15 protein-coding genes are annotated in these 21,988 nt (G+C 65.6%); 12 read left to right on the top strand and 3 right to left on the bottom strand.

Annotated elements, in window-relative coordinates; all coding sequences use genetic code 11:
• The first annotated feature begins 488 nt into the window (after positions 1-488).
• The 7 genes from mtrA to secA all read left to right on the top strand — a co-directional run bounded on the left by mtrA (position 489) and on the right by secA (position 10,938).
• A complete protein-coding gene (gene mtrA, locus ACFRAU_RS12960; protein WP_003804986.1) occupies positions 489-1,163 on the top strand; it encodes an MtrAB system response regulator MtrA in 675 nt (224 codons plus the stop codon).
• Between the two features lie 157 nt (positions 1,164-1,320).
• Positions 1,321-3,249, top strand: coding sequence for an MtrAB system histidine kinase MtrB (gene mtrB, locus ACFRAU_RS12965; protein WP_378000242.1), 1,929 nt, complete (start codon positions 1,321-1,323; stop codon positions 3,247-3,249).
• A gap of 5 nt (positions 3,250-3,254) precedes the next feature.
• Positions 3,255-4,964, top strand: coding sequence for an LpqB family beta-propeller domain-containing protein (locus ACFRAU_RS12970; RefSeq protein ID WP_377996811.1), 1,710 nt, complete (start codon positions 3,255-3,257; stop codon positions 4,962-4,964).
• Positions 4,965-5,069: 105 nt separating this feature from the next.
• Positions 5,070-5,972: a ComF family protein gene (locus ACFRAU_RS12975; RefSeq protein ID WP_377996805.1), complete on the top strand. Its 903-nt coding sequence runs from the start codon at positions 5,070-5,072 to the stop codon at positions 5,970-5,972.
• Positions 5,973-6,151: 179 nt separating this feature from the next.
• Positions 6,152-6,877, top strand: coding sequence for a ribosome hibernation-promoting factor, HPF/YfiA family (hpf, locus tag ACFRAU_RS12980; protein WP_102971985.1), 726 nt, complete (start codon positions 6,152-6,154; stop codon positions 6,875-6,877).
• A gap of 29 nt (positions 6,878-6,906) precedes the next feature.
• A complete protein-coding gene (locus ACFRAU_RS12985; protein ID WP_378000209.1) occupies positions 6,907-8,121 on the top strand; it encodes a winged helix-turn-helix domain-containing protein in 1,215 nt (404 codons plus the stop codon).
• A gap of 84 nt (positions 8,122-8,205) precedes the next feature.
• The gene (gene secA, locus ACFRAU_RS12990; RefSeq protein ID WP_378000210.1) at positions 8,206-10,938 is read left to right on the top strand and encodes a preprotein translocase subunit SecA; all 2,733 of its coding nucleotides are present in this window, start codon (positions 8,206-8,208) and stop codon (positions 10,936-10,938) included.
• Positions 10,939-10,999: 61 nt separating this feature from the next.
• Here secA and ACFRAU_RS12995 read toward each other — a convergent pair whose 3' ends face one another.
• Together ACFRAU_RS12995 and ACFRAU_RS13000 are read right to left on the bottom strand one after the other, a co-directional pair.
• Positions 11,000-11,527 (bottom strand): Rv3235 family protein, encoded by a 528-nt coding sequence (locus tag ACFRAU_RS12995; protein ID WP_378000211.1) that lies wholly within the window; start codon positions 11,525-11,527, stop codon positions 11,000-11,002.
• A gap of 91 nt (positions 11,528-11,618) precedes the next feature.
• Positions 11,619-12,449 (bottom strand): LysM peptidoglycan-binding domain-containing protein, encoded by an 831-nt coding sequence (locus tag ACFRAU_RS13000; protein ID WP_378000212.1) that lies wholly within the window; start codon positions 12,447-12,449, stop codon positions 11,619-11,621.
• A 157-nt stretch (positions 12,450-12,606) separates the two neighbouring features.
• On the opposite strand from ACFRAU_RS13000, the gene ACFRAU_RS13005 reads away from it, so the two are divergent.
• Positions 12,607-13,176 (top strand): hypothetical protein, encoded by a 570-nt coding sequence (locus tag ACFRAU_RS13005; RefSeq protein WP_377998045.1) that lies wholly within the window; start codon positions 12,607-12,609, stop codon positions 13,174-13,176.
• A gap of 45 nt (positions 13,177-13,221) precedes the next feature.
• Here ACFRAU_RS13005 and ACFRAU_RS13010 read toward each other — a convergent pair whose 3' ends face one another.
• The gene (locus tag ACFRAU_RS13010; protein ID WP_043419585.1) at positions 13,222-13,437 is read right to left on the bottom strand and encodes a helix-turn-helix domain-containing protein; all 216 of its coding nucleotides are present in this window, start codon (positions 13,435-13,437) and stop codon (positions 13,222-13,224) included.
• Between the two features lie 153 nt (positions 13,438-13,590).
• On the opposite strand from ACFRAU_RS13010, the gene ACFRAU_RS13015 reads away from it, so the two are divergent.
• Genes ACFRAU_RS13015 through ACFRAU_RS13030 form a run of 4 tightly spaced genes read left to right on the top strand, consistent with a single transcriptional unit; the run spans position 13,591 to position 21,977 of the window.
• Positions 13,591-14,235, top strand: coding sequence for a hypothetical protein (locus ACFRAU_RS13015; protein WP_378000213.1), 645 nt, complete (start codon positions 13,591-13,593; stop codon positions 14,233-14,235).
• Positions 14,232-15,560: a CpaE family protein gene (locus ACFRAU_RS13020; protein ID WP_378000214.1), complete on the top strand. Its 1,329-nt coding sequence runs from the start codon at positions 14,232-14,234 to the stop codon at positions 15,558-15,560. The genes ACFRAU_RS13015 and ACFRAU_RS13020 overlap by 4 nt, the downstream gene beginning before the upstream one ends.
• Before the next feature lie 58 nt (positions 15,561-15,618).
• The gene (locus ACFRAU_RS13025; protein ID WP_378000215.1) at positions 15,619-20,472 is read left to right on the top strand and encodes an NAD-glutamate dehydrogenase; all 4,854 of its coding nucleotides are present in this window, start codon (positions 15,619-15,621) and stop codon (positions 20,470-20,472) included.
• 35 nt (positions 20,473-20,507) lie between these two features.
• A complete protein-coding gene (locus ACFRAU_RS13030) occupies positions 20,508-21,977 on the top strand; it encodes a sensor histidine kinase (RefSeq protein WP_111905820.1) in 1,470 nt (489 codons plus the stop codon).
• Positions 21,978-21,988: the final 11 nt, after the last annotated feature.

A 21,988-nucleotide genomic window follows, 5' to 3' on the forward strand; every position in this document is an offset into this window, starting at 1 on the left:
GTCGGATTCTGGCCAGTGGGATTCGTCGCTCCGCCCCACTGCTGCGGCGGCCCGTACGGCTGGTGGGCGCCGGACTGGTAAGGTCCGGGCTGCTGGCTTCCCCACTGCTGGCTTCCCCACTGCGGGCGTGAGCCCCAGGGCTGCTGCTGCGGTGAAGCCCACGGCGCTGGGGGCTGGCCGGCGGGCTGCGCAGGCAGCCGGTGCGGAGGCAGTTGGTCTGTGGGCAGTTGGTCTGGGGGCAGTTGCCCGTAAGCGGGGTCTTCCGGCGGGCGGTGTTCAGGCGGCCTTTGTCCGGACGGCGGGTGCTGCGGATCCTGCTCTGACAACCTGTTCCTCCCCAAGGTGCGTACCGGCCAACGGCCGGGCACCTCCAGACTATAGTTCCGCCGTCGGGCATCCTAGCTTCCGGGCCGGGCGGCGCCCGGCACGCGCCCCGCCGAAAACTCCATCAATAAGACAAAGCAAGAGCAATAAGGGAATATATAACTATGAAGGCACGCATTCTGGTGGTTGATGATGACGAGGCGCTCGCAGAAATGATCGGCATCGTCCTGCGCAACGACGGCTTTGAGCCCGTCTTCTGCGCGGACGGCGGACAGGCCCTGGACGTGTTTCGCTCGTCAAAGCCGGATCTCGTGCTCCTTGACCTGATGCTGCCGGGAACGGACGGCATCGAGGTGTGCCGGCAGATCCGCTCCGAGTCGGACGTTCCGATCGTCATGCTGACGGCCAAGTCGGACACCTCCGACGTGGTCAGGGGACTGGAATCGGGTGCCGACGATTACGTGCCCAAGCCCTTCAAACCGGCGGAACTCGTTGCCCGGGTACGGGCGCGCCTGCGCCCCGGTGACCAGAAGGCGCCAGAGACGCTGCGTATCGCGGACATCACGATTGATGTTGCCGGCCACCTCGTGAGCCGCGGCGACGAGCGGATTTCGCTGACCCCGCTCGAGTTCGATCTCCTGGTGGCCCTGGCGCGCAAGCCCTGGCAGGTTTTCACCCGTGAGCTGCTCCTGGAGCAGGTCTGGGGTTACCGCCACGCGGCTGACACCCGGCTGGTCAATGTCCATGTCCAGCGACTGCGGTCCAAAATTGAACGTGATCCGGAAGCCCCGGAAGTTGTGATGACGGTTCGTGGTGTCGGCTACAAAGCAGGGTCCTGAACCCCAGGGCCAGAATCCCCCTGAGACGCCCGTGGGTTCCGGTTCCGAAACCCGCGGAAGCGCTCCCACGGCGGAGCATGCCCGGGACGGTTCGCGCAAAGCCGGTCCCCGTCCGACCCCGGAGCACACCGACGCCTTTGGCGCCGGGCTCGCGGGGCTGCCTTCGCAGGCCCGGATCTGGCGGCGCCGCGCCCTGATCGTCGTGCTGCGGGTCGCCCGCCTGGTGCGCACCGGCGTCGACCGTATTTTTCCCGGCATCCGGTATCTGCTGCATTCCCTGCAGCGCCGGTGGCGCCGGTCGCTGCAGTTCCGCACCGTCCTGACCACCCTGCTGCTATCCATCAGTTCGTTCGCGATCGTTGGCGCCTACCTGTCCAACCAGATTGCCAACAACCTGTTCCAGGAACGGCTGACGCAGGCGGAGTCCGAGACCCGCTACAACGTCAAGCAGGTCCAGGACACGTTCGACGGCGCCCAGGTCACCGACCAGTCCAGTGTGATCACCCTGGTCTACGACACCCTGAACGCGGTGGAGGGAAAGGGCTCGGTGATCCAGCGCCGTTACGTCTTTGAGGCGATGCCGGAGCAGACCAAGCCCCGCAACCGGTGGGTGGAGTCGCGCGCATCGGACCAACTGACCATCAGCGTCATCCCTCCGGACCTCCGGAAGGCAGTCCAGGATTCCGGCAAGGAACAGTTCTGGGCTTCCACGGAGTTCCCGGTGGGGACCGAGGACCGGCCAGGCATCGCCGTCGGCAACAAGGTGACGTTCAACGGCACTGTCTATGAGCTCTACCTGATCTACGACCTCAACACCGCGCAGCAGACCCTGAACGAAATCCAGAACGTCCTCTGGGCCGGCGGCGCTGCACTGATCCTTATGATTGGCGCCATCGCCTGGTACGTCACCCGCAACGTGGTGAGCCCTGTGAGCCATGCCGCCGTGGTGTCGGAAAAGCTGGCGGCGGGCCAGCTGCAGGAGCGCATGGTAGTCAAGGGCGAGGACGAGGTGGCCCGCCTCGGGGCGTCATTCAACCACATGGCCGCGAGCCTGCAGGAACAGATCACGCAGCTGGCCACGTTGTCCCAGATGCAGCAGCGGTTCGTTTCCGACGTGTCCCACGAGCTCCGCACCCCGCTGACCACCGTCCGGATGGCCGCCGAGGTGCTGTACGACGCCCGCAACGACTTCGACCCCATCAACAAGAGGTCGGCCGAACTGCTCTACAACCAGGTGGAGAGGTTCCAGTCATTGCTGGCGGACCTGCTGGAAATTTCCAGGTTCGACGCCGGCGTCGCCATGCTCGACGCCGAGGCGACGGACATCGTACAGCTCATCTCGCATGTGATGGAGGGCGCGGCCCCGGTCGCCGAAGAGTACTGCTCGAAGATGATGCTGAATGCGCCGGAAGGCAGCGTCGTGGTGGAAATGGACTCCCGGCGCATCGACCGGATCCTGCGGAACCTGATCCTGAACGCCCTCGAACACGGCGAAGGCCGGCCCGTCAATATCTCCGTCGCCTCGAGTGCGGACGCCGTCGCTGTCACCGTCAGGGACCACGGAATCGGCATGAGTCCCGCCGAAGCGGCGCGGGTGTTCGACCGGTTCTGGCGCGCCGACCCGGCGCGGGCCCGCACCACCGGCGGCAGCGGTCTGGGCCTGTCCATTGCCACCGAAGACACCAAACTGCACAACGGCTGGCTGCAGGCCTGGGGAAACACCGGCGTCGGCTCAAGTTTCAGACTCACGCTTCCGCTCAAACAGGGCGGAACCATCACAAAGTCGCCGTTGCCCCTTGAGCCGGCAGACCTGGGACTTGGCAGCCCCGGCGACCACAGCGTCCTCGTCCTGGGCCCGGGGGCCACACCGGCGCCCACGGACTCAGTGTTCAGGGACTCCGCGACCGGGGACGCTGCGCCTCATGACGCCGCGGCCGGGGCCTCCGCTCATGGGGCCTCCGCAACCGGGGCCCCCGCGGCCGCCGGCGAATCCGCTGATGGTGTTGCGCCGGCCAGGGAGGCAGAGCCTGCTGCGGCCGCCCGGCCGGGCACACCGGAGGCAGCGCGTACGGGGGAGCGTTCGTGAGCCGGGTGCGCCCGGCGGCCCGCGGACTGGCCGCGGGGCTGCTGGCCGTCTTATTGCTGTTCCTGGCCTCGTGCGCCCAGATCCCGCGGTCCGGCCCCGTTGGAAAGAGCACGGATGAAAGCGCCGGAAATCCTAATGCGCCGGTGTTCTTTCCCGTCGCTCCGCGCACCGGGTCCAGTCCTGAAGCAGTCATCGAGGACTTCTACCTGGCCGGCAGCGGGTACGAGGACGACTACGCCGTGGCGCGGCAGTACCTGACGCAGGCCTCCTCGGTGGCCTGGAAGCCGGACCAGCGGACGCTGGTGTTCCGCTCCGAGCGCGTGGTGAAGACCGGCGTCGAGGGCGTCTACAACTATGAACTGGACGTCGCGTACTCAGTGGATTCCGACGGCGTGGCCACCCAGATGCCGGAGGGAACCAAGGAAAACATCCCCGTGACGCTGGTGCAGGTCGACGGCGAATGGCGCATCTCCAAGATCCCCGACGGCACCGCCATTCCCGAGGAGACCTTCAAGGTCATCTACGGCGCCTACCCCATCTACTTCTACGACCCCAGCTTCACGTATGCCGTCCCGGATGTCCGCTGGTTCATTAAAAAGAAGACAGTGAAATCCATGACGAGCGCCCTGCTCGGCGGACCCGCCCCGTATCTGAAGGGCGCCGTCGTCAGCGCGTTCCCGTCCGGCATGAAGCTTGCCAGGGAGTCGGTGCCCGTCGTCTCGGGCGCGGCCCAGGTGGACCTTTCGGCCAAGGAACTGACAGACGCCTCCACCGAGGACAGGCTCAGGATGCAGACACAGCTGGCCCTCACGTTCCGCAGCCAGCCGGACGTCATCAACGTGGAGCTGCGGGCCAACCAGGACCTCGTCCGGGTGGAAGACAACGGCTCCGTGCTGCCGCCGGTCCAGAACAGGAATGTGCCCGCGCGCCAGATCGCAGTCAGCAACAACGAGCTAGTGCGGTACGAGAACAACAGGGTGTCACCGTTGCCCGACATGCAGCCGGTGGCGGCCCTGAAACCACGCTCGCCGGCCGAGTCGCCCGTCTCGCAGACGGTGGCGTTCCTGAACGGCGGCCGCAGCACCCTTTATTCGATGGTGCCCGGCCAGCCGGCGCGCGCCCTGACCACCCGCAGCACCCTGACGCACCCGTCGTTCAGCCTGCACGACTGGCTGTGGACAGCGGGGCCGGGGGCGCAGGGCATCACGGAGCTGACCGCCTTCCGTCCCACGGGAATTGCCCAGGGCGCGGCGGTGCCATCCGTAACGCTGACGCCGTCCTGGCTCGCCGGCCGCACGGTTAAGGACTTCCGGGTGTCCCGCGAAGGTGTCCGGGCACTGGTTATCTCCGAACAGAACGGCACAACGCGGGTGCAGGTGACCGGGATCATCCGCGGTGCTGACGGCACTCCAAAGGAATTGACGACGCCCATCACGCTGCAGGCCAGCGGCAACCCGGACCAGGGAGTATGGGTGAACGACACCACAGCAGTGGTCATGCGGGGTGACGGCACGGCGAACGTGACTCCGGAACTTCTGTCCCTCACCTCTTCCCAGCCGCAGAAGCTTGCACCGTGGCCGGGGTTGGTCGCCCTCAGCGCAGGCAACGGTCCCGAGGAGATCTACGCGCAGTCCAGGGACGGCATCTTCCAGAGGCTTGGTAATGGTTGGTCGGCGCAGCTGAGGGGACCCACCGACCCGTCCTTTCCCGGCTGACCGTTACCCCGTTCTTCCTGCGTGGGGCGTTTCCAGGCTCGTGTTTTTCCACATGGAGTCTGCCCGCCCTTTTGCGGGCCGGCTCCGTCGCCGCACCCTTGAACCGTGGGGAGCCATAGGACGGAAGGCAGGCAGAGCACTTCGGCGGATCCGGATCTCCTGGTCCAGCCCCTGTGGCACGCCCGCCACCGCGGGGTGCACGGGCAGCACCTTCTGCGGGCCTGGGACCTGCTGGCGGGGGCCGTAGCCGACATCGTGGCCCTCGCGCTGCCCGTGGAATGCGTCTGCTGCGGCAAGGAGGATCTTGCGCTGTGTGCCGGCTGCGAGCGAAGGCTCCGGATGCTCACCCGGCATCCTTTCCGGGCGGAGACCGGGGCGCCCGCGCTCATGGACACCGACGGGTCGGTGATCCTGCCTGTGGTGGCGGCGGGCATCTACCGCGAGGAGCTCTCACAATCCATCCTGGCCTTCAAGCGCCATGGCCAGGGGCAGTTGCGGCGTGTGCTGTCGAAGGTCCTCGCCAACGCACTTGCGGCAGCATATCCGGGAACGGAGGGCGTAGTCCTCGTTCCGGTCCCGACCAGCGGCAGTGCATACCGGAAACGCGGGTTCAGCCCCGTTCACCTGCTGTTGGCCGGCGTCGGGCGGAGTTTCAACGACCGTAAGGTGGACTGCACCGATGCGCTGCGCAAGTGCGGGAAGCGCGGCGCAGGCATAGGCCTGTCAGGAGGCCAGAAGGGACTCGGCAGAGGAGACAGGTCCCGTAGGGTCCGGGGTTCCATGCGCACCACGCGGGGAGCCCGCGGAAGCTCGCTGCGGGGGAGGCAGTGCGTCATCGTCGACGACGTCCTGACCACCGGTGCCACCCTGGCGGAAGCCGCCCGGGCCGTCCACGAAGCCGGCGGAATTGTTCGCGGTGCTGTGGTCCTTGCCGCCACCCGTGCGCCGGATGCGGCGGCCGCCCCGGCGCAGTCACGGCATCCTGGGGACTGCCTGGGGCTTACCTGAGACATAGAAAAAAATAAACTGCGAAAGGATGAATAACTGGTTGCTATGAACTAACGTCGGATATGGGTACCAAGATCAGTTGTACCTTTCGATAGCGGCTCGGAAAGGGGCTCGACTGTCAATCAGATCGTCCCCAGGAAGCGCCGCCGTCGTGTCACCGAAGTCATTTGGAGGGCACCATGGAGTTCATGATCAGCGGACGAAATCTGACGGTCTCGGACCGATTCCGCGAATACGCCGGCGAGAAGATCTCGAAGATCGAATCGCTTGGGGACAAGGTCCAGCGGGTCGACGCGAAGGTTTCAAAGGAAACAAATGCGCGGCAGACCGGTGACCAGCTCACGGTTGAAGTGACAGTCCTGGGCCGAGGCCCCGTGATCCGTGCCGAAGCAAGCGCCGCAGATAAGTTCGCCGCGTTCGACCTCGCCTACAACAAGCTGCTTGAGCGGCTGCGCAGGGCCAAGGACCGCAAGAAGGTCCACCACGGGCGGCACACGCCCAAGGCCGTCCGCGAGGCAACTGCAACACTGGAGCCCGCGAGCTCCAACCAGCCGATCTACGTCGAAGCGAGCAATAACACCCAGGCCGCTCCGGAACCGGCTGAGAAATCGCCGTACGACGTCGACAACGACATCCCTGCCGGCGACTCGCCGGTACTGATCCGGCGCAAAGTATTCCCGGCCGCGTCACTTACCCTTGACGACGCCGTGGACAATATGGAACTTATCGGTCACGATTTTTACCTTTTCGTGGACAAGGCCACGAACGCACCATCTGTTGTATACCGTCGCCGCGGCTGGACCTATGGAGTTATCACTCTGGACCACTACTGCGAACCCGGCGAGAACACGCATGAGGAGAAAATCCTCGCGTACCGCTCGGACGATGCGGCCGCAACTGCATAAGATGGAGCCCAGGCAACGAAAGGGCTGACATGGGTGCATCGCTGAGCCTCTCGCAGGCCCGGCGGATCGCACTGGCAGCCCAGGGACTGGACAAAGGACGGCCCGCCGGCCCCGTGACCTCACGGGCGGTGGGCCGGACCTTTGCCCGGATTCAGCTCGTCCAGATCGATTCCGTGAACGTACTGGCCCGGAGCCATTTCCTGCCGTTCTTCTCCCGGCTCGGCGACTACGACCGGTCCATCCTCCACCAAATGGCAGGCAGGCACCCGCGGCGCATGGTGGAGTACTGGGCCCACGAAGCCAGCTACATCCGCCCGGAACACTTCCTGGACCTGGTGGTCTGGCAGAACCGCAAGTGGGTGGGCGCGGCAGGGATGGACCCCGGGCTGCGTTCGGGTGTGACCGGCCGTGTCCTGGAGGCGCTCGCCGACGGAAAACCTATGACGGCTGCCCAACTCACGGCCAGGCTCGGGCACGTTGAAGACCGCAATCACGTGAACTGGGGCTGGAACTGGAACGCCGTCAAACGCGTTCTCGAGCACCTGTTTGAAGAGGGGGTCGTCTCATCTGCGTCAAGGACGGACCAGTTCGAACGCCAGTATGCCCTGACCCGCCAGGTATTGCCCGGCCATGACCTCGCAGCGGTACCGGATCCTTCGGACGCCATGGACCGGCTCATCGACGCGGCCGCGCAGGCGCACGGCATCGGGAGCGTGCGGTGTTTCGCGGATTACTTCAGGACGCCAATCAAGGCAGCAACGGCCTCGGTTCAGCGGCTCGTGGAAGCCGGGCGCCTGGAGCCTGTGACAGTTTCCGGCTGGGACCGAAGGGTGTACCGCCACGCCCAGGCACGGCTCCCGCGCCAGGCCGTTGGCCGCGCTCTGCTCAGCCCGTTCGATTCGCTGGTGTTTGAACGGCGCAGGCTCGAGGAGCTCTTCGGATTTCATTACCGGATCGAGATCTACACGCCCGTGGACAAACGCCGCTTCGGCTACTACGTGCTTCCGTTCCTGCTCCGCGACCGCATCGTGGCGCGGGTGGACCTTAAGGCAGACCGGGCCGCCGGCGTGTTGCTTGCCAGGGCGTGCTTCGGTGAGCCGGACGCCCCGGCGGACACCGCCGTCGAACTTGCTGCCGAGCTGCAACTGATGGCGGATTGGCTGGGACTGGAGGGCGTTGCCGTCTCGCCTGTGGGCGACCTTGCTCCCGCGGTCGCCGCGGCCATCACCGGCTATCCGCTGTGAGGGAACAGGGCAACGTGCCATGCGTCTCTCCCGTAGACTAAATCACGCCAGAATTCGGCAGCATGAGACTGGGAGCAACTTCACGTGGCATCACTAATCGAAAAAATTCTCCGCACAGGTGACAAAAAGCTCCTGAGGCAACTGCGGAACTATGCTGATTCCATTAATGCCCTTGAAGAATCGTTCCAAACTTTCACGGATGCGGAACTTCGTGAAGAAACAGACCGGCTCCGGGCGCGCCACCAGGATGGCGAGAAGCTCGACGACCTCCTGCCGGAAGCCTTCGCCGCCGTGCGTGAGGCGTCCTCCCGCACGCTTGGCATGCGGCACTTCGACGTCCAGCTCATGGGTGGCGCTGCCCTGCACCTGGGCAACATTGCCGAAATGAAGACCGGTGAAGGCAAGACTCTGGTGGCCACTGCTCCGGCCTACCTCAACGCCCTTACGGGCAATGGCGTGCACGTTGTCACCGTGAACGACTACCTGGCCGAATACCAGTCTGAGCTCATGGGCCGCGTTTACCGCTTCCTCGGGCTCACCAGTGGCTGCATCCTCGCCAACCAGGACCCGTCTGTCCGCCGCGAGCAGTACTCTGCCGACATCACCTACGGCACCAACAACGAATTCGGCTTCGACTACCTCCGCGACAACATGGCCTGGGACAAGTCCGAGCTGGTGCAGCGCGGCCACAACTTTGCGATCGTCGATGAAGTCGACTCGATCCTCATCGACGAGGCCCGTACGCCGCTGATCATTTCCGGCCCCGCCCAGGGTGACACCAACCGCTGGTACAGCGAGTTCGCCAAGGTTGTCCTGCGGCTGCAGCCGGAGAAGGACTACGAAGTCGACGAGAAGAAGCGCACCGTCGGCGTACTCGAAGGCGGAATCGAAAAGGTTGAGGACTACCTCGGCATCCAGAACCTCTACGAATCCGCCAACACCCCCCTGATCGGCTTCCTCAACAACGCCATCAAGGCCAAGGAACTGTTCAAACGGGACAAGGACTATGTCATCCTCGACGGCGAGGTCCTCATCGTTGACGAGCACACTGGCCGTATTCTGGCCGGCCGCCGCTACAACGAAGGCATGCACCAGGCGATCGAAGCCAAAGAGGGCGTCAAGATCAAGGCTGAAAACCAGACCCTCGCCACGGTCACGCTGCAGAACTACTTCCGCATGTACGACAAGCTCTCCGGCATGACGGGCACGGCCGAAACCGAAGCCGCCGAATTCATGAGCACGTACAAGCTCGGCGTGGTGGCCATCCCCACGAACCGCGACATGCAGCGGCTCGACCAGTCCGACCTCGTGTACAAGAACGAGGTCGTGAAGTTCGAGGCCGTGGTTAAGGACATCGCCGAACGCCACGAGGACGGCCAGCCCGTCCTGGTGGGCACCACCAGCGTCGAAAAGAGCGAGTACCTCTCGCGCCAGCTGGCGAAGGAGGGCATCAGGCACGAGGTTCTCAACGCCAAGAACCACGCCCGTGAAGCAGCCATCGTGGCCCAGGCCGGACGCAAGGGCGCGGTGACGGTAGCCACCAACATGGCCGGCCGCGGTACGGACATCATGCTGGGCGGGAACGCCGAGTTCACCGCCATCGCCGAACTGGCACAGCGCGGACTCGACCCTGAAGAAAACTCGGACGAGTACGAGGCCGCGTGGCCGGGGGCGCTGGAAGCTGCGAAAAAGGCTGTCAAGGACGAGCATGAGGAAGTCCTGGGCCTGGGCGGCCTGTATGTGCTGGGAACTGAGCGCCACGAGTCCCGCCGCATCGACAACCAGCTCCGCGGCCGCTCCGGCCGCCAGGGAGACCCCGGCGAGTCCCGTTTCTACCTGTCACTGACCGACGACCTCATGCGCCTGTTCAACTCCGGCGCAGCGGAGCGGCTGATGAACAGCTCCGTACCCGACGACGTGGCCCTGGAATCCAAGCTGGTCTCGCGTGCCATTGCCTCGGCCCAGGGGCAGGTCGAAGGCAGGAACGCCGAGCAGCGCAAAAACGTCCTGAAGTACGACGACGTCCTTAACCGCCAGCGCGAAGCCATCTACGGCGACCGCCGCCGGATCCTCGAAGGCGACGACCTGCACGAAAAGGTGCAGTTCTTCCTGGAGGACACCATCAACGCACTGATCGACGAAGCGACGGCCGAGGGCAACGGTGACGACTGGGACTTTGACCAGCTCTGGACCAACCTCAAGACGCTCTACCCCGTTACCGTGACGCCGCACGATGTCATCGACGAGGCCGGCGGCAAGTCACGCATCACCGTGGAGTTCCTGAAGGAAGAAATCATGTCTGACGCCAAGCTGGTGTATCAGGCACGCGAGGAAGCCATCGGTTCCGAGAGCATGCGGGAACTCGAGCGGCGTGTTGTGCTCTCCGTCGTCGGGCGGAAGTGGCAGGAGCACCTTTACGAGATGGACTACCTGAAGGAAGGCATCGGCCTGCGCGCCATGGCCCAGCGTGACCCGCTGGTGGAATACCAGCGTGAAGGATTCACGATGTTCCAGTCCATGATGGAAGCCATCCGGGAGGAGAGCGTCGGCTTCCTCTTCAACCTCGAAGTGGAAGTCACCCCGGCCGAGGACGTTGTAGTTGCCGATGCCGCCGGTGGCCACACCGAACACCACGAGCCGCAGATCCGCGCCGCCGGCCTGGAGGCTCCGGAGAAGCCTGCCCAGCTGCAGTACACGGCGCCCACCGAGACTGGCGGAGCCGAGACTCGTGTCGAAGGCTCGGCGGCGGGCCGTTCGGGCAACCCGGCCAAGGCCGCAGTGCAGGACCGGCGCGACGGCAAGAAGAAAAAGCGCTAGCCTGCGGATAAAGACAGGAAGGGACCGGAGCTCAGGCTTCCGGTCCCTTCCTGTTTTCGAGTCAGCCAATCTCCAGGGCTGTCACACGCCAGATGTTCTTGCTGCGTTCCAGCCGGACGGCCACTGCCCGGACCCGCAGTTCATCAATCACCACCGCGCTGGCTTCGTAAACGTCAGGCGTCACCCCGCACGCGCGGACCGAGCGGACTGACGCGTTGCGGTGGAGCAGCCCCATTTTCCGGGGAGACCGGGCAGCCACCCGCCGGGTGAGGGCCGCCCGGTGCTGGAGGACGGTGAGGCAGCGCTGGTCCAGCCGCCGTGCCAGCTGGTGGATGGGCCGTGTTCCTGCGAGGACTTCAATGGCGGCCTGGACTGTGGCCCTGGTGATGGCGCAGATTTCTCTCGCCTCGTCGTCAGGGGCGGGTGCAAGCGCCAGCCGGGCTGGCACCGGGCCGGTTTGTGTTGGCCCGGTTTCCCGGGGCCGGGTTGGCTCAGGGCGGATGGGAGCCACTCCCGCGCGAGCCGGCTCTGCCGGGACGGGCTCAAGAACAGCGTTTCCTGCGCGCCGTAGTGGAGTTACTGCAGTCATGATCGGTCCTTCGGTAGAGGCTGGCTTGGGAAGGCCGCAGGAAGGGCGCGGCCGCGGGTCGGTGGCGGGGAAGGAAACCTGCTGGCGCTCCTTACGGCGGTGGCGGCGGGCTGAGGAGCTGGCCTGGGAGAAGGACGTTGGGATCGGCTCCGATGACTTTCCGGTTGGCCTGATACCAGAGCGGCCAGCGGGCCGCTACTTCCACCTCGGAGGCGCCGGGCCCCAGCTCGCGTGCGGCGATGGTCCACAGTGATTCCCCGGCCCGGACGGGTACTTCGCGGCGGGCCGTGGCTGGCTCAGCCGTGGCCCGGGCGGGCAATGGGCTGACGAGGCCGGGTTGCGCCACCGGGACGCGCGGCTTCCACTGCGGCTGGTGTTCGCTGCCTCCGCCGCCGGATCCTTCGGTGACCCCGGTTCCTTCGGTGCGGCCGGGTCTTTCGGTGCCGCTGGAGTCCGCGGAATTGCTGGCGGGCAGGTCTGGCCGCTCGGCCAGGGGCGCCCACGCTGCAGAGAGGGACGTTCCGTTGCTCGCGGAAAGGGCTGCGGCCGGCAACTCATCCGCCTGGGCCAGCGGCGCGCCGAGGAGCTGGATGCCAACCGCGGCCAGCGCCAGCCGGCGCATGAAAACAGGGCTGAACCGCCCCGTGGCGCGGGCGGCAGCGTGATGCCCGGTCCGTTCCAGGAGTGCCGATGCGAAGGCGGTGGCCAGGGACAGCAGCCACCAGGCAATGACGGTCAGCCCCGCGGCGAGGGCCAGCAGGCCAAGCAGGTCGTCGAAGAGCAAAGCCTGCTGACGTGCAGCGGACCTCATCCAGTGATCGACGATTCCGGCTCCGGTGAGAGCCAGAAAGACTCCGAGCCCCAGGATGACAAAGGCAAGGGCGGCTTCTGCCCTGACCGGGCGCTGTACCTCTTCCACCATGACTTCCCCCAATCAGTGTATTTGATGCAGTTTGACAAACTTTGATGTGTTTGGTCCTGTTCGAGACAGTTTGCAGCAGTGTGTCTGGGTTGTCTAGGGAGATAGAAAAGTTTGTGGATTAATTGACCGCCCCCGAGGGCGCGCCTACGCTGTCGCCATGCGATGGAATGCACTTTTCCAGGATCTTGAGCTGCAGCTCGCCGAGGCCGGGGTGCTGGGCCTGGAGTCCGAGATTGCCGAGCGCTCCCGAGCGGAAACGGCCGCCGTCGCGCTCGATGACAGGCTGCGTGGGTCCTTGGGCTGCCACGTTGGCATCCATTTGAGTTCGGGACCGGTCTTTGCCGGCACCCTCAGTCATGCCGGGTCCGAAAGCCTGGTCCTTGACGAGGCGGCGCATCAACTGCTGATACCGTATGCCGCCGTGGGCCGCTACACCGGACTGGGGCGGTTCGCCGTGGGCGAGGCATCCCCGGTGCGCCGGAAACTCGGCCTCGCCAGCGCGCTGCGGGTGCTGGCGCGGGACAGGGCTGAACTCACCGTCCTGCTGTTAGGGCGGTCAACGGACATGCAGTTCTCCGGCGTGATCGACAGGGTGGGGCGGGATTTTTTTGACCTCGCCATGACATTGCCCGGCGAAGCGCGCAGGGCTGGCCGGGTTTCCGATGTGGCGACGGTCCCGTTTCAGGCGCTGGGTGCGCTCCGCTCAAGGCGCGGCGGCGACCTCTGACGGCTGATGGCGGGGAATCCACCGTCCCGCCGGGTCCTCCCGTGCTCAAACGGACTTGGACTTGGCCTCTTGGATCATGCGGCTTGCCTCGGCATAACGCTCTTCGATGTACTGCTCAAGCATCTTTTCCTCGACACGCCACTGGCCGCGGCCACCCACCTGGATTGCCTTCAGTTCGCCGCTGCGGACGAGGGCATACGCTGCCGGCGCATTGATCTGAAGCTGTTCGGCTACATCTGCAAGCGTAAGGAATCGGGGCATAGTCCAATTGTGCCACCGTTGGGCGTGGATGATGCCGTTATCCACAGTTTGATGTTGTTTGCCTGAATACCTTTCCGATCGAGCAGTCATGCCGTAACAATGATCATGACCGGCGCGGGTGAAGCGCCCAGGCGTCAAGGGGGAGCAGTACGCATGAGTGCAAGCACGGCGGCCACCGGAGCCCGGCTGAAGAAGCCTTCCTGGAAAGACCCGAGGCTTCTGGTGGGTGTGCTCCTGGTCCTCGCCTCTGTCGTCGGAGTCGTAGCCCTCGTCGGCAGCGCGGACCGAACCACAGAGGTGTTTGCCGCCCGTGAGCCAATCGCCGTCGGGCAGAAACTCACGCCTGAAAACATCAGCCGGGTCAAGGTGCGCCTGGGAGACATCGAACCGCACTATGTCACGGCCGAGTCAGGTATTCCCGACGGCCAGGTGGCCGTCCAAAGGATCGCCAAGAACCAATTGGTTCCCCGTGAAAGCCTGGGCAGTGTCGACGCCCTGGACCGAAAGCCGGTGGCCGTCACGGTTCAGGAGGCCTTGCCTGAACAGGCGGTGGCGGGAACCCGGGTGGACGTCTGGGTCTCCATGCCTGACGCCCGGAACGGCTTTGCCGAGCCGAAGCTGCTGCTTCCCGGCGCGGAAATCGCGGAGGTCTCAGAAGGATCCACCGCTCTTGGCGCCTCGAAATCCACCGTCCTGATGGTCCTGGTGGGGGACGGGCAGCTGGCCTCGCTCCTTGGCGCACAGGCAAACGAGGCCAAAATCTCCGTGGTCTGGAATCCCGGCGGGGCCGCCAAGTGAGCATCCCGGTTGTCACCGTCGGTGAGTCCCAGGAAGACCTGGTTGGTGGACTCGAGCGGCTGCACGGTCCAGTCACGGTGGTCCGGCGGTGCGCAGAGCTCGCGGAGCTGCTGGCCGCCTGCCAGAGCGGTCTGGCGCGGGCTGCCGTTGTTGCCGAGGGAAGTGCGGACCTGACTGCATCGCTGGTGGACAGGCTCGCCGCCGTGGGCGTAGCAGTCATCGCCCTGACCGACAGCCCCGAGGAGCGGTTGAGGCTTCGCGGCATCGGGGTCACGGCGGCACTCTCGACCGTTGAATCCACGGTACTCGCGGAAAGTATTGCCGACGCCGTCAGCCGGCACGCAGGCCTGGGGCTGGCAGGGCTGAACCCCGGCGCCGGTCCCGCTTACACCACAGGCTTCGCCGACGCCGGCGCGGCCCTGCGCCCGGAGGCCGTCGACGCCGAACCGGAGCAGGCTCTGGCCGGAACCGGCAGGGTCCTGGCCGTGTGGGGGCCGGCCGGGGCCCCTGGCAGAACCCTGGTTGCCGTCAACATTGCAGGGGAGCTGGCTGCCCAAGGCAAGTCAGTCCTGCTGGTCGATGCCGACAGCTACGGGGCCAGCGTCGCCGGCGTCCTCGGGCTCCTCGACGAGGCAGCTGGTCTGGCACAGGCCTGCCGGCTGGCCGACCAGGGCCTCCTGGACCGGGAAGCACTGCTTCGCGTCGCCGTTCCAGTTACCGCCACGGCAGGAAATTTCCGGGTACTGACCGGCATAACCCGGGCTGACCGCTGGACCGAGCTGCGCGCGGCCGCGCTGGCCCTTGTTTTGGACAGGGCGCGGGAAATGGCGGACGTCACCGTGGTCGACGCCGGCTTTTGCCTTGAGGCGGACGAGGAGCTGAGCTTCGACACCATGGCACCGCGGCGCAACGCCGCAACCCTCAGGAGTCTTGAACTGGCCGATACTGTGATCGCCGTCGGATCGGCGGATCCCGTCGGTGTGCCCCGCCTTGTCAGGGGGCTGGCGGAACTCGAGGGTTCGCTGCCGGGAGTCAACCCGGAGGTGGTGCTCAACAAGGTGCGGGCCTCGGCCGTGGGCCGTTCGCCGGAACGCCAGCTCCGCGAGGCGTGGGACCGGTTCGGCCCGTCGGCGGGCATTAAGGCCTTCCTTCCGTGGGACCCGGGCGCAGCGGACGCGGCGCTGCTGTCCGGCTCGTTATTGCTGGAGTCGGCCCCGGAATCCCGGCTTCGGGCGGCGATCGCGGAATTGGTTTGTGCACCTGTCCAGCAAAAACGCCGATCTTCTGTGTTCTCCTCCACAGCAAGGCGCAGGCTGACGGGCTAGGCTCACGGTGAGGGCTGCAAGGAAGCAGCCGCAAACTGTCTGATGGAGGCGTGTGTCGATGTCGTCTGGGTCCAGCGTGGAGGATCAGTCCCGTTCAATCGGAGCCGAGGAAGGCTTCTTTGCGGACTACTACGAGCATCTGGCGGAGGAGGACGCGCGCGCTTATCCGCACGAGCTGCTGGCGGCCCGGGCTGAGACCCACCGCGCCGTCGGTTTTGAACGCCGTCCGGGCAGCGCCAACATCTCCATCGTTCCTGAGGGCGACCGCAGCGTTGTTTACATCGTCACGGACGACATGCCTTTCCTCGTGGATTCAGTCAACGCCGAGCTGGTACGTCAGAATTCGGCCATCCACCTTGTGCAGCACCCCATGTTCGTGGTCACGCGCAACCGCGAAACCAACGAGCTCGTCAAGGTGGACCGGGTCCCGTCCAGCATCGGCATCTCCAGCGGCGACACCGCGGCGCTGCCCGTCCTGTCCCACCTGATTGCCCAGGGCGACAACGCGTCCCACATGGAGTCCTGGATTGCCGTCGAGATCGGCCGCGCCAGTAACGAAGCCGCCGGGCAGCTGCAGGAAGGACTGGAGCGGGTCCTCGGAGACGTTCGGGCTGCCGTCGAAGACTGGCCGAAAATGCGCAACAAGGCACTGCAGATCGCCCTGGATCTGGACAGGGTGGCCCATCCGACGCAGATCGCAGAGCTGCGCCAGGCCCAGGATCTGCTTCGCTGGCTGGACGAGGGCAACTTCACCTTCCTCGGTTACCGGGAATACGACCTGGTCAACGAAGAAGGCGAGGATGTCCTGGAACTGCGCGAGGACAGCGGCCTGGGCCTGCTGCGGGCACACCACGACACCCATCAGGTGCAGCACCTCACCGACGCGGGCAGGCGCAAGGCCCGCGAAAAGCGTGCCCTGGTCATCACCAAGGCAAATTCCCGCTCAACAGTGCACCGGCCCGCGTACCTGGACTACATCGGCGTGAAAAGCTTCGATGCTGCCGGCAACGTCAACGGTGAGCAGCGCTTCATCGGACTGTTTGCCACCAGCGCCTACACCGACTCCGTACGCAATATCCCGATTGTCCGGGAAAAGGTCGAGGCCGTGCTGCGCGGCGCCGGTTTTCCGCCGGACTCGCATTCCGGCAAGGACCTGCTGGGCATCCTGGAGACGTACCCCCGTGACGAGCTCTTCCAAATCGAAATTCCCGACCTGGCCGCGACGGCAACGGGAATCCAGCGGCTGCAGGAACGGCGCCGGACCCGGCTCTTCCTTCGGCCGGACATCTACGGACGGTTCATGTCGGCCGTGGTCTACCTTCCTCGCGACCGGTACACCACGAACGTCCGGCTGAGGATCGAGCAGGAACTCCGCGAGACCTTCCGCGCCGAGTCCATCGACTATGAGGCGAGGATGACCGAATCGGCCCTCGCCCGGCTCTTCTTCCGGATCCGCCTGCCGAAGGGCGCGGATGTCAGCCACGTCAACACCGACGCGCTGGAACAGCGGCTGGTCCGTGCCGCCCGGTCCTGGAGTGAAGGGATCGCCGAGGTACTCCGCGAGCGCAGCGCCGACGACGGTGCCAACGAACTCGCGGCCATCTGGGCCGAGGCTTTCCCGGCCAGCTACCGCGTCGACTACGAAATCGAAGATGCCCTCGAGGACATCGCCCGGTTTGAACAGTACGGGGCCGAAGCCGAGCGTGTTGCCGGCGCCAGGCAGGAACGGCCAGGTGTCCACGTTTATCTTCCCGAGGGGGCCGGCGCCACCCTCGAGGAGGACGCCAGGGTCAAGCTCTACATGCTGGAGCCGAAGAGCCTGAGCCAGATCCTGCCGTATTTCCACAACCTGGGGCTGGAGGTGCTGGACGAGCGGCCGTTCGAGATCGAGACCGCCGACCGCCGGGACTTCTTCCTCTACGACCTCGGGCTGAAGTACCCCGCCGGGGTGGACCCGGTGTCCACGGGCCGGCTGCTGGCGGACTCCTTCGGCGCGGCCGTTTCCGGTGCCGTGGAATCCGACAGTTTTGACCGGCTGGTGCTTCGCGAGGACATGACGTGGCGGCAGGTCATCGTGCTGCGGGCCTACGCGAAGTACATGCGGCAAATGGGGAACACCAACTCGTTTGAGTTCATGGCCGACACCCTGCTGGCCAACCCGGAGGTCACCCGCGGGCTGACTGCCCTGTTTGAGGCACGCTTCGATCCGGCGCTGACCGAGCTGGAGCGGACCGAACGGCAGGAAAAAGTCCGCGCTGAGCTGTCGTCGTCGATCGACGATGTCGCCACGCTCGACGCCGACCGCGTGGTGAGGACGTTCACCAACCTCATCGAAGCAACGCTGCGCACCAACTTTTACCAGGACAAGCCGCACCTGAGCTTCAAGCTCGACCCCTCAGCCATCGAAGGGCTGCCCTTCCCGCGGCCCATGTTCGAAATCTGGGTTTACGCTCCCCGGGTCGAGGGCGTTCACCTGCGCTTCGGCAAGGTGGCCCGCGGCGGCCTCCGCTGGTCGGACCGGCGGGAAGACTTCCGCACGGAAATCCTGGGTCTGGTCAAGGCTCAGACGGTCAAAAATGCCGTGATCGTTCCGACGGGCGCAAAAGGCGGGTTCTTCGCCAAGCGGCTGCCGGATCCCGCCAAGGACAGGTCGGCCTGGATGGCGGAGGGCGTCGAAAGCTACAAGACGTTCATCCGCGGACTGCTGGACGTCACCGACAACCTCGTGACGGGAGCAGACGGCGAACGGCTTGTCCCGCCGTCGAACGTTGTACGGCACGACGGCGACGACTCTTACCTCGTGGTCGCAGCGGACAAGGGCACGGCATCCTTCTCTGACATTGCAAACGGACTGGCAGCGGACTACGGATTCTGGCTGGGCGACGCCTTCGCCTCCGGCGGTTCGGTGGGATATGACCACAAGGCCATGGGCATCACCGCCCGCGGTGCCTGGGAGTCGGTTAAGCGGCACTTCAGCGAGCTGGACCTGGATACCCAGTCCGAGCCTTTCACGGTCGTTGGCGTCGGTGACATGTCCGGGGACGTCTTCGGCAACGGAATGCTCCTGTCCCAGCACATCCGGCTGCTCGCGGCGTTCGACCACAGGCACATCTTCCTCGACCCGAACCCGGACGAGGCAACCTCCTACACGGAGCGGCAGCGGCTGTTCGGGCTGCCCCGGTCGTCCTGGGACGACTATGACAGGAGCCTGATCAGCGAAGGCGGCGGGGTGTACCCGCGGCAGGCGAAATCGATCCCGGTGTCGCCGCAGGTCCGGTCTGCCCTTGGCCTGCCGGAGGCCACGACCCAGCTCAGCCCGCCCGAACTCCTGCGCGCCATCCTGCTCGCGCCCGCCGACCTGCTTTACAACGGCGGCATCGGAACCTATGTGAAGGCCAGTTCCGAGACGCACGCCATGGTGGGCGACAAGTCCAACGATGCCATCCGGGTGGACGGCCGCGACCTTCGCGTCAAGGTTGTGGGCGAGGGCGGAAACCTCGGCATGACGCAGCGGGGCCGTATCGAAGCGGCGCTGCAGGGCGTCATCCTGAACACCGATGCCATCGACAACTCCGCCGGTGTGGACTGCTCCGACCACGAGGTCAACATCAAGATCTTCGTGGACCGGATGGTTGCGGCCGGCAAGCTCGACGCCGCCGAGCGCTCGGACTTCCTTGCGGCGATGACCGACGAAGTGGGGCGGCTGGTCCTGGAAGACAACATCGACCAGAACATCCTGCTCCTGAATGACCGCCAGAAAGTCGCCGAATGGAGCCCGAGCTACGAGCGGCTGATGGACTGGCTGGAGAAAACGGCGGACCTGAACCGCGACCTGGAGGCACTGCCCTCCACCGCTGTCCTGCGCGAACGGCTGGAACAGGGGCAGGGGCTTACGTCACCTGAACTGTCCGTGCTGGCCGCCTACGCCAAGATCGAACTGGCGACCGCCCTGCGCGACAGCGACCTGGCCGACGACCCCTGGTTCCGGGAAACGCTCCGGCAGTACTTCCCGGTCCAGCTTCGAGAGAAATTCGACGCCGACCTGGACACCCATCCGCTGCGCCGGGAAATCATCGCAACGGTCGTGGCCAACGACATGATCAACCTGGGCGGCATCACCTTTGCCTTCCGGACCATGGAGGAGACCTCTGCGAGCGAGGTGGCGGTGGCCAAGGCGTTCGTGGCGCTGCGGGAAATCTACGAACTCGACGTCATGGTGTCGGAGCTCAACGACCTGCCTGCGTCGTTCCCCACTGAGCACTGGAGCACCGTCCACCTCGATATCCGGCGGCTGCTGGACCGAGCGGTGCGGTGGGTCCTGGCCCAGGGCAGCGCGTCGCGGCCCATCGCCGACATCGTCGCCGAGTTCCAGCCGCCGATGGAACCCATGCGGGCGCGGCTGCTGGACTACCTGCGCGGTGACGACCGTGAGCGCGTTGCCTCCTGGCTTGAGAAGGCGCGGTCCTGGGGCCTGCCCGAGGACCTTGGCCACCGCTGGGCCGAGTTGTTTGAGAGCTTCGTCCTGCTGGACATCGCCAAAATTGCGCACAACCGCAAGGAGCCGGTGGAGGACATCGCCAACGTCTACTACACGGTGTTCAACCGGTTCCACGCGGACTCCCTGCTGGAGCGGATCAGTTCCCTCCCGCGGAAGGACCGCTGGCAGGCCCTGGCCCGTGCCGCGCTGCGTGATGACCTTTACTCGACCGTCTCAGACATGACGACGGCGGTCCTGGACTCGACCGGCGAAGGGTCGCCCGCCGAGGACAGGCTCAAGGCCTGGGAGCAGCTGAATGCCGAACATTTGGGCCGTGCGAAGAGCATGTTCGATGAGGTCAACGCCCTCGAAGCGGACGACATGGCCTCGCTCTCGGTAGCATTGAGGCTCTTGAGGTCAATCGTCCGACGCTAGGACAAGGGTCCCGCCGTCGAAAAACTGGAGGTGCAGTGGCAATCTTTACGGACCCCATCAGGGAGCACGCTGATTTCGGGCCGGGGGATGCCGAATGGCTGCACCTCCTGGTGGGCGACTGGCAGATGGTGGCCGATCTCGCGTTTGCCGACCTGGCCCTGTGGTTTCCCCATCCGGAGCACGGCTACGTTGCCCTGGCGCACGTCCGGCCCTCCACGACGCATACGGTGTTCCACGCTGACTTCGTCGGGGAGGGCATCCGGTCGGACCTGCAGCCGCTCGTGGACAAGGCGTGGGAGAGCCGCACCATTGAGCGTTCCAGTGAGACGAACTGGAGCAGCGACATGGCGCTGCGGGTCGAAGCCGTGCCGATGGTCAGGAACGGCCGGACGCTGGCGGTGGTCACCTCCCACATGGACCTCTCGAGCTCGCGGATGCCGTCCAGGCTGGAGCTGACCTACCGCCAGTGTGCCTATGACCTGCTGCGCATGGGCACACTGGGGCTCTGGCCGGACTTCGCCTCGCCGACCGGCTCCCGCCGCGGCGCCCCGCGCGTGGGCGACGGCCTGATCCGCCTCGACGCCGAAGGGATCGTCCAGTACGCCAGCCCGAACGGGGTCTCGGCGTTCCGGCGCCTCGGCGACGGCGAATCCCTCGAGGGGCGCTCGCTGGCCGAGGTCACGGCGGGTCTGCTGAAGGACCGCCGGATGGTGGACGAGACGCTCCCGCTCGTTGTTACCGGACGGATGCCGTGGCGCAGCGAGATTGAATCCCGTGGCGTCAGCCTGTCTCTGCGCGCCATCCCGCTCCGCGACGAGCAGCAGCGGTTCGGTGCGCTGGTCCTCTGCCGTGACGTGTCCGAACTGCGACGCCGCGAGATGGAGCTGGTCACGAAGGATGCCACCATCCGTGAAATCCACCACCGGGTCAAGAACAATCTGCAGACTGTTGCTGCACTGCTGCGCATGCAGTCCCGTCGAATGGTCAGTGACGAGGCAAAGCAGGGGCTGGAACAGGCCATGCGGCGCGTTGCAACGATTGCCCTCGTGCACGAGACGCTCTCGCAGGGGCTGACCCAAAGCGTCGACTTTGATGAACTCATCGGACGCCAGTTCCGCCTTTCCGCAGAAGTGGCGTCACCGTCCCAGCAGGTGCGGACACAGCGGTCCGGGTTGTTTGGTGAGCTTCCCAGCGACTTCGCGACGCCGCTGGCGCTGGTGATTAACGAACTTGTCACCAACGCGGTCGAGCACGGGCTGGAGGGACGCACCGGCACGGTATGGCTGCTTGCCGACCGCTCGGCAGGCGATGACGACGAAGAACTGCTCACTGTTACCGTGGCGGACGACGGCGTTGGCCTGCCGGAGACGCCGCACGTGGAAGGCCTCGGGCTACAGATTGTCCGGACGCTGGTCACCAGCGAACTTGGCGGCACCATCCAGTGGCAGCCCCGCGAAGGCGGCGGCACTGCGGTGCAGATTGTCCTGAGCCTGGCAAACCGTTAAAAGGAAAGGCG

Source organism: Arthrobacter sp. NPDC056691 (assembly GCF_042791415.1).
Lineage (GTDB): Bacteria > Actinomycetota > Actinomycetes > Actinomycetales > Micrococcaceae > Arthrobacter.

Excerpts from the sequence above, each read along its gene's own strand:
- ACFRAU_RS13015 (WP_378000213.1), top strand. The coding sequence starts at position 13,591 with ATGAGTGCAAGCACGGCGGCCACCGGAGCCCGGCTGAAGAAGCCTTCC.
- ACFRAU_RS13025 (WP_378000215.1), top strand. The coding sequence starts at position 15,619 with ATGTCGTCTGGGTCCAGCGTGGAGGATCAGTCCCGTTCAATCGGAGCC.
- hpf (WP_102971985.1), top strand. The coding sequence starts at position 6,152 with ATGGAGTTCATGATCAGCGGACGAAATCTGACGGTCTCGGACCGATTC.
- ACFRAU_RS13010 (WP_043419585.1), bottom strand. The coding sequence starts at position 13,437 with ATGCCCCGATTCCTTACGCTTGCAGATGTAGCCGAACAGCTTCAGATC.
- ACFRAU_RS13005 (WP_377998045.1), top strand. The coding sequence starts at position 12,607 with ATGCGATGGAATGCACTTTTCCAGGATCTTGAGCTGCAGCTCGCCGAG.
- ACFRAU_RS12985 (WP_378000209.1), top strand. The coding sequence starts at position 6,907 with ATGGGTGCATCGCTGAGCCTCTCGCAGGCCCGGCGGATCGCACTGGCA.
- ACFRAU_RS13000 (WP_378000212.1), bottom strand. The coding sequence starts at position 12,449 with ATGGTGGAAGAGGTACAGCGCCCGGTCAGGGCAGAAGCCGCCCTTGCC.
- ACFRAU_RS12995 (WP_378000211.1), bottom strand. The coding sequence starts at position 11,527 with ATGACTGCAGTAACTCCACTACGGCGCGCAGGAAACGCTGTTCTTGAG.
- mtrA (WP_003804986.1), top strand. The coding sequence starts at position 489 with ATGAAGGCACGCATTCTGGTGGTTGATGATGACGAGGCGCTCGCAGAA.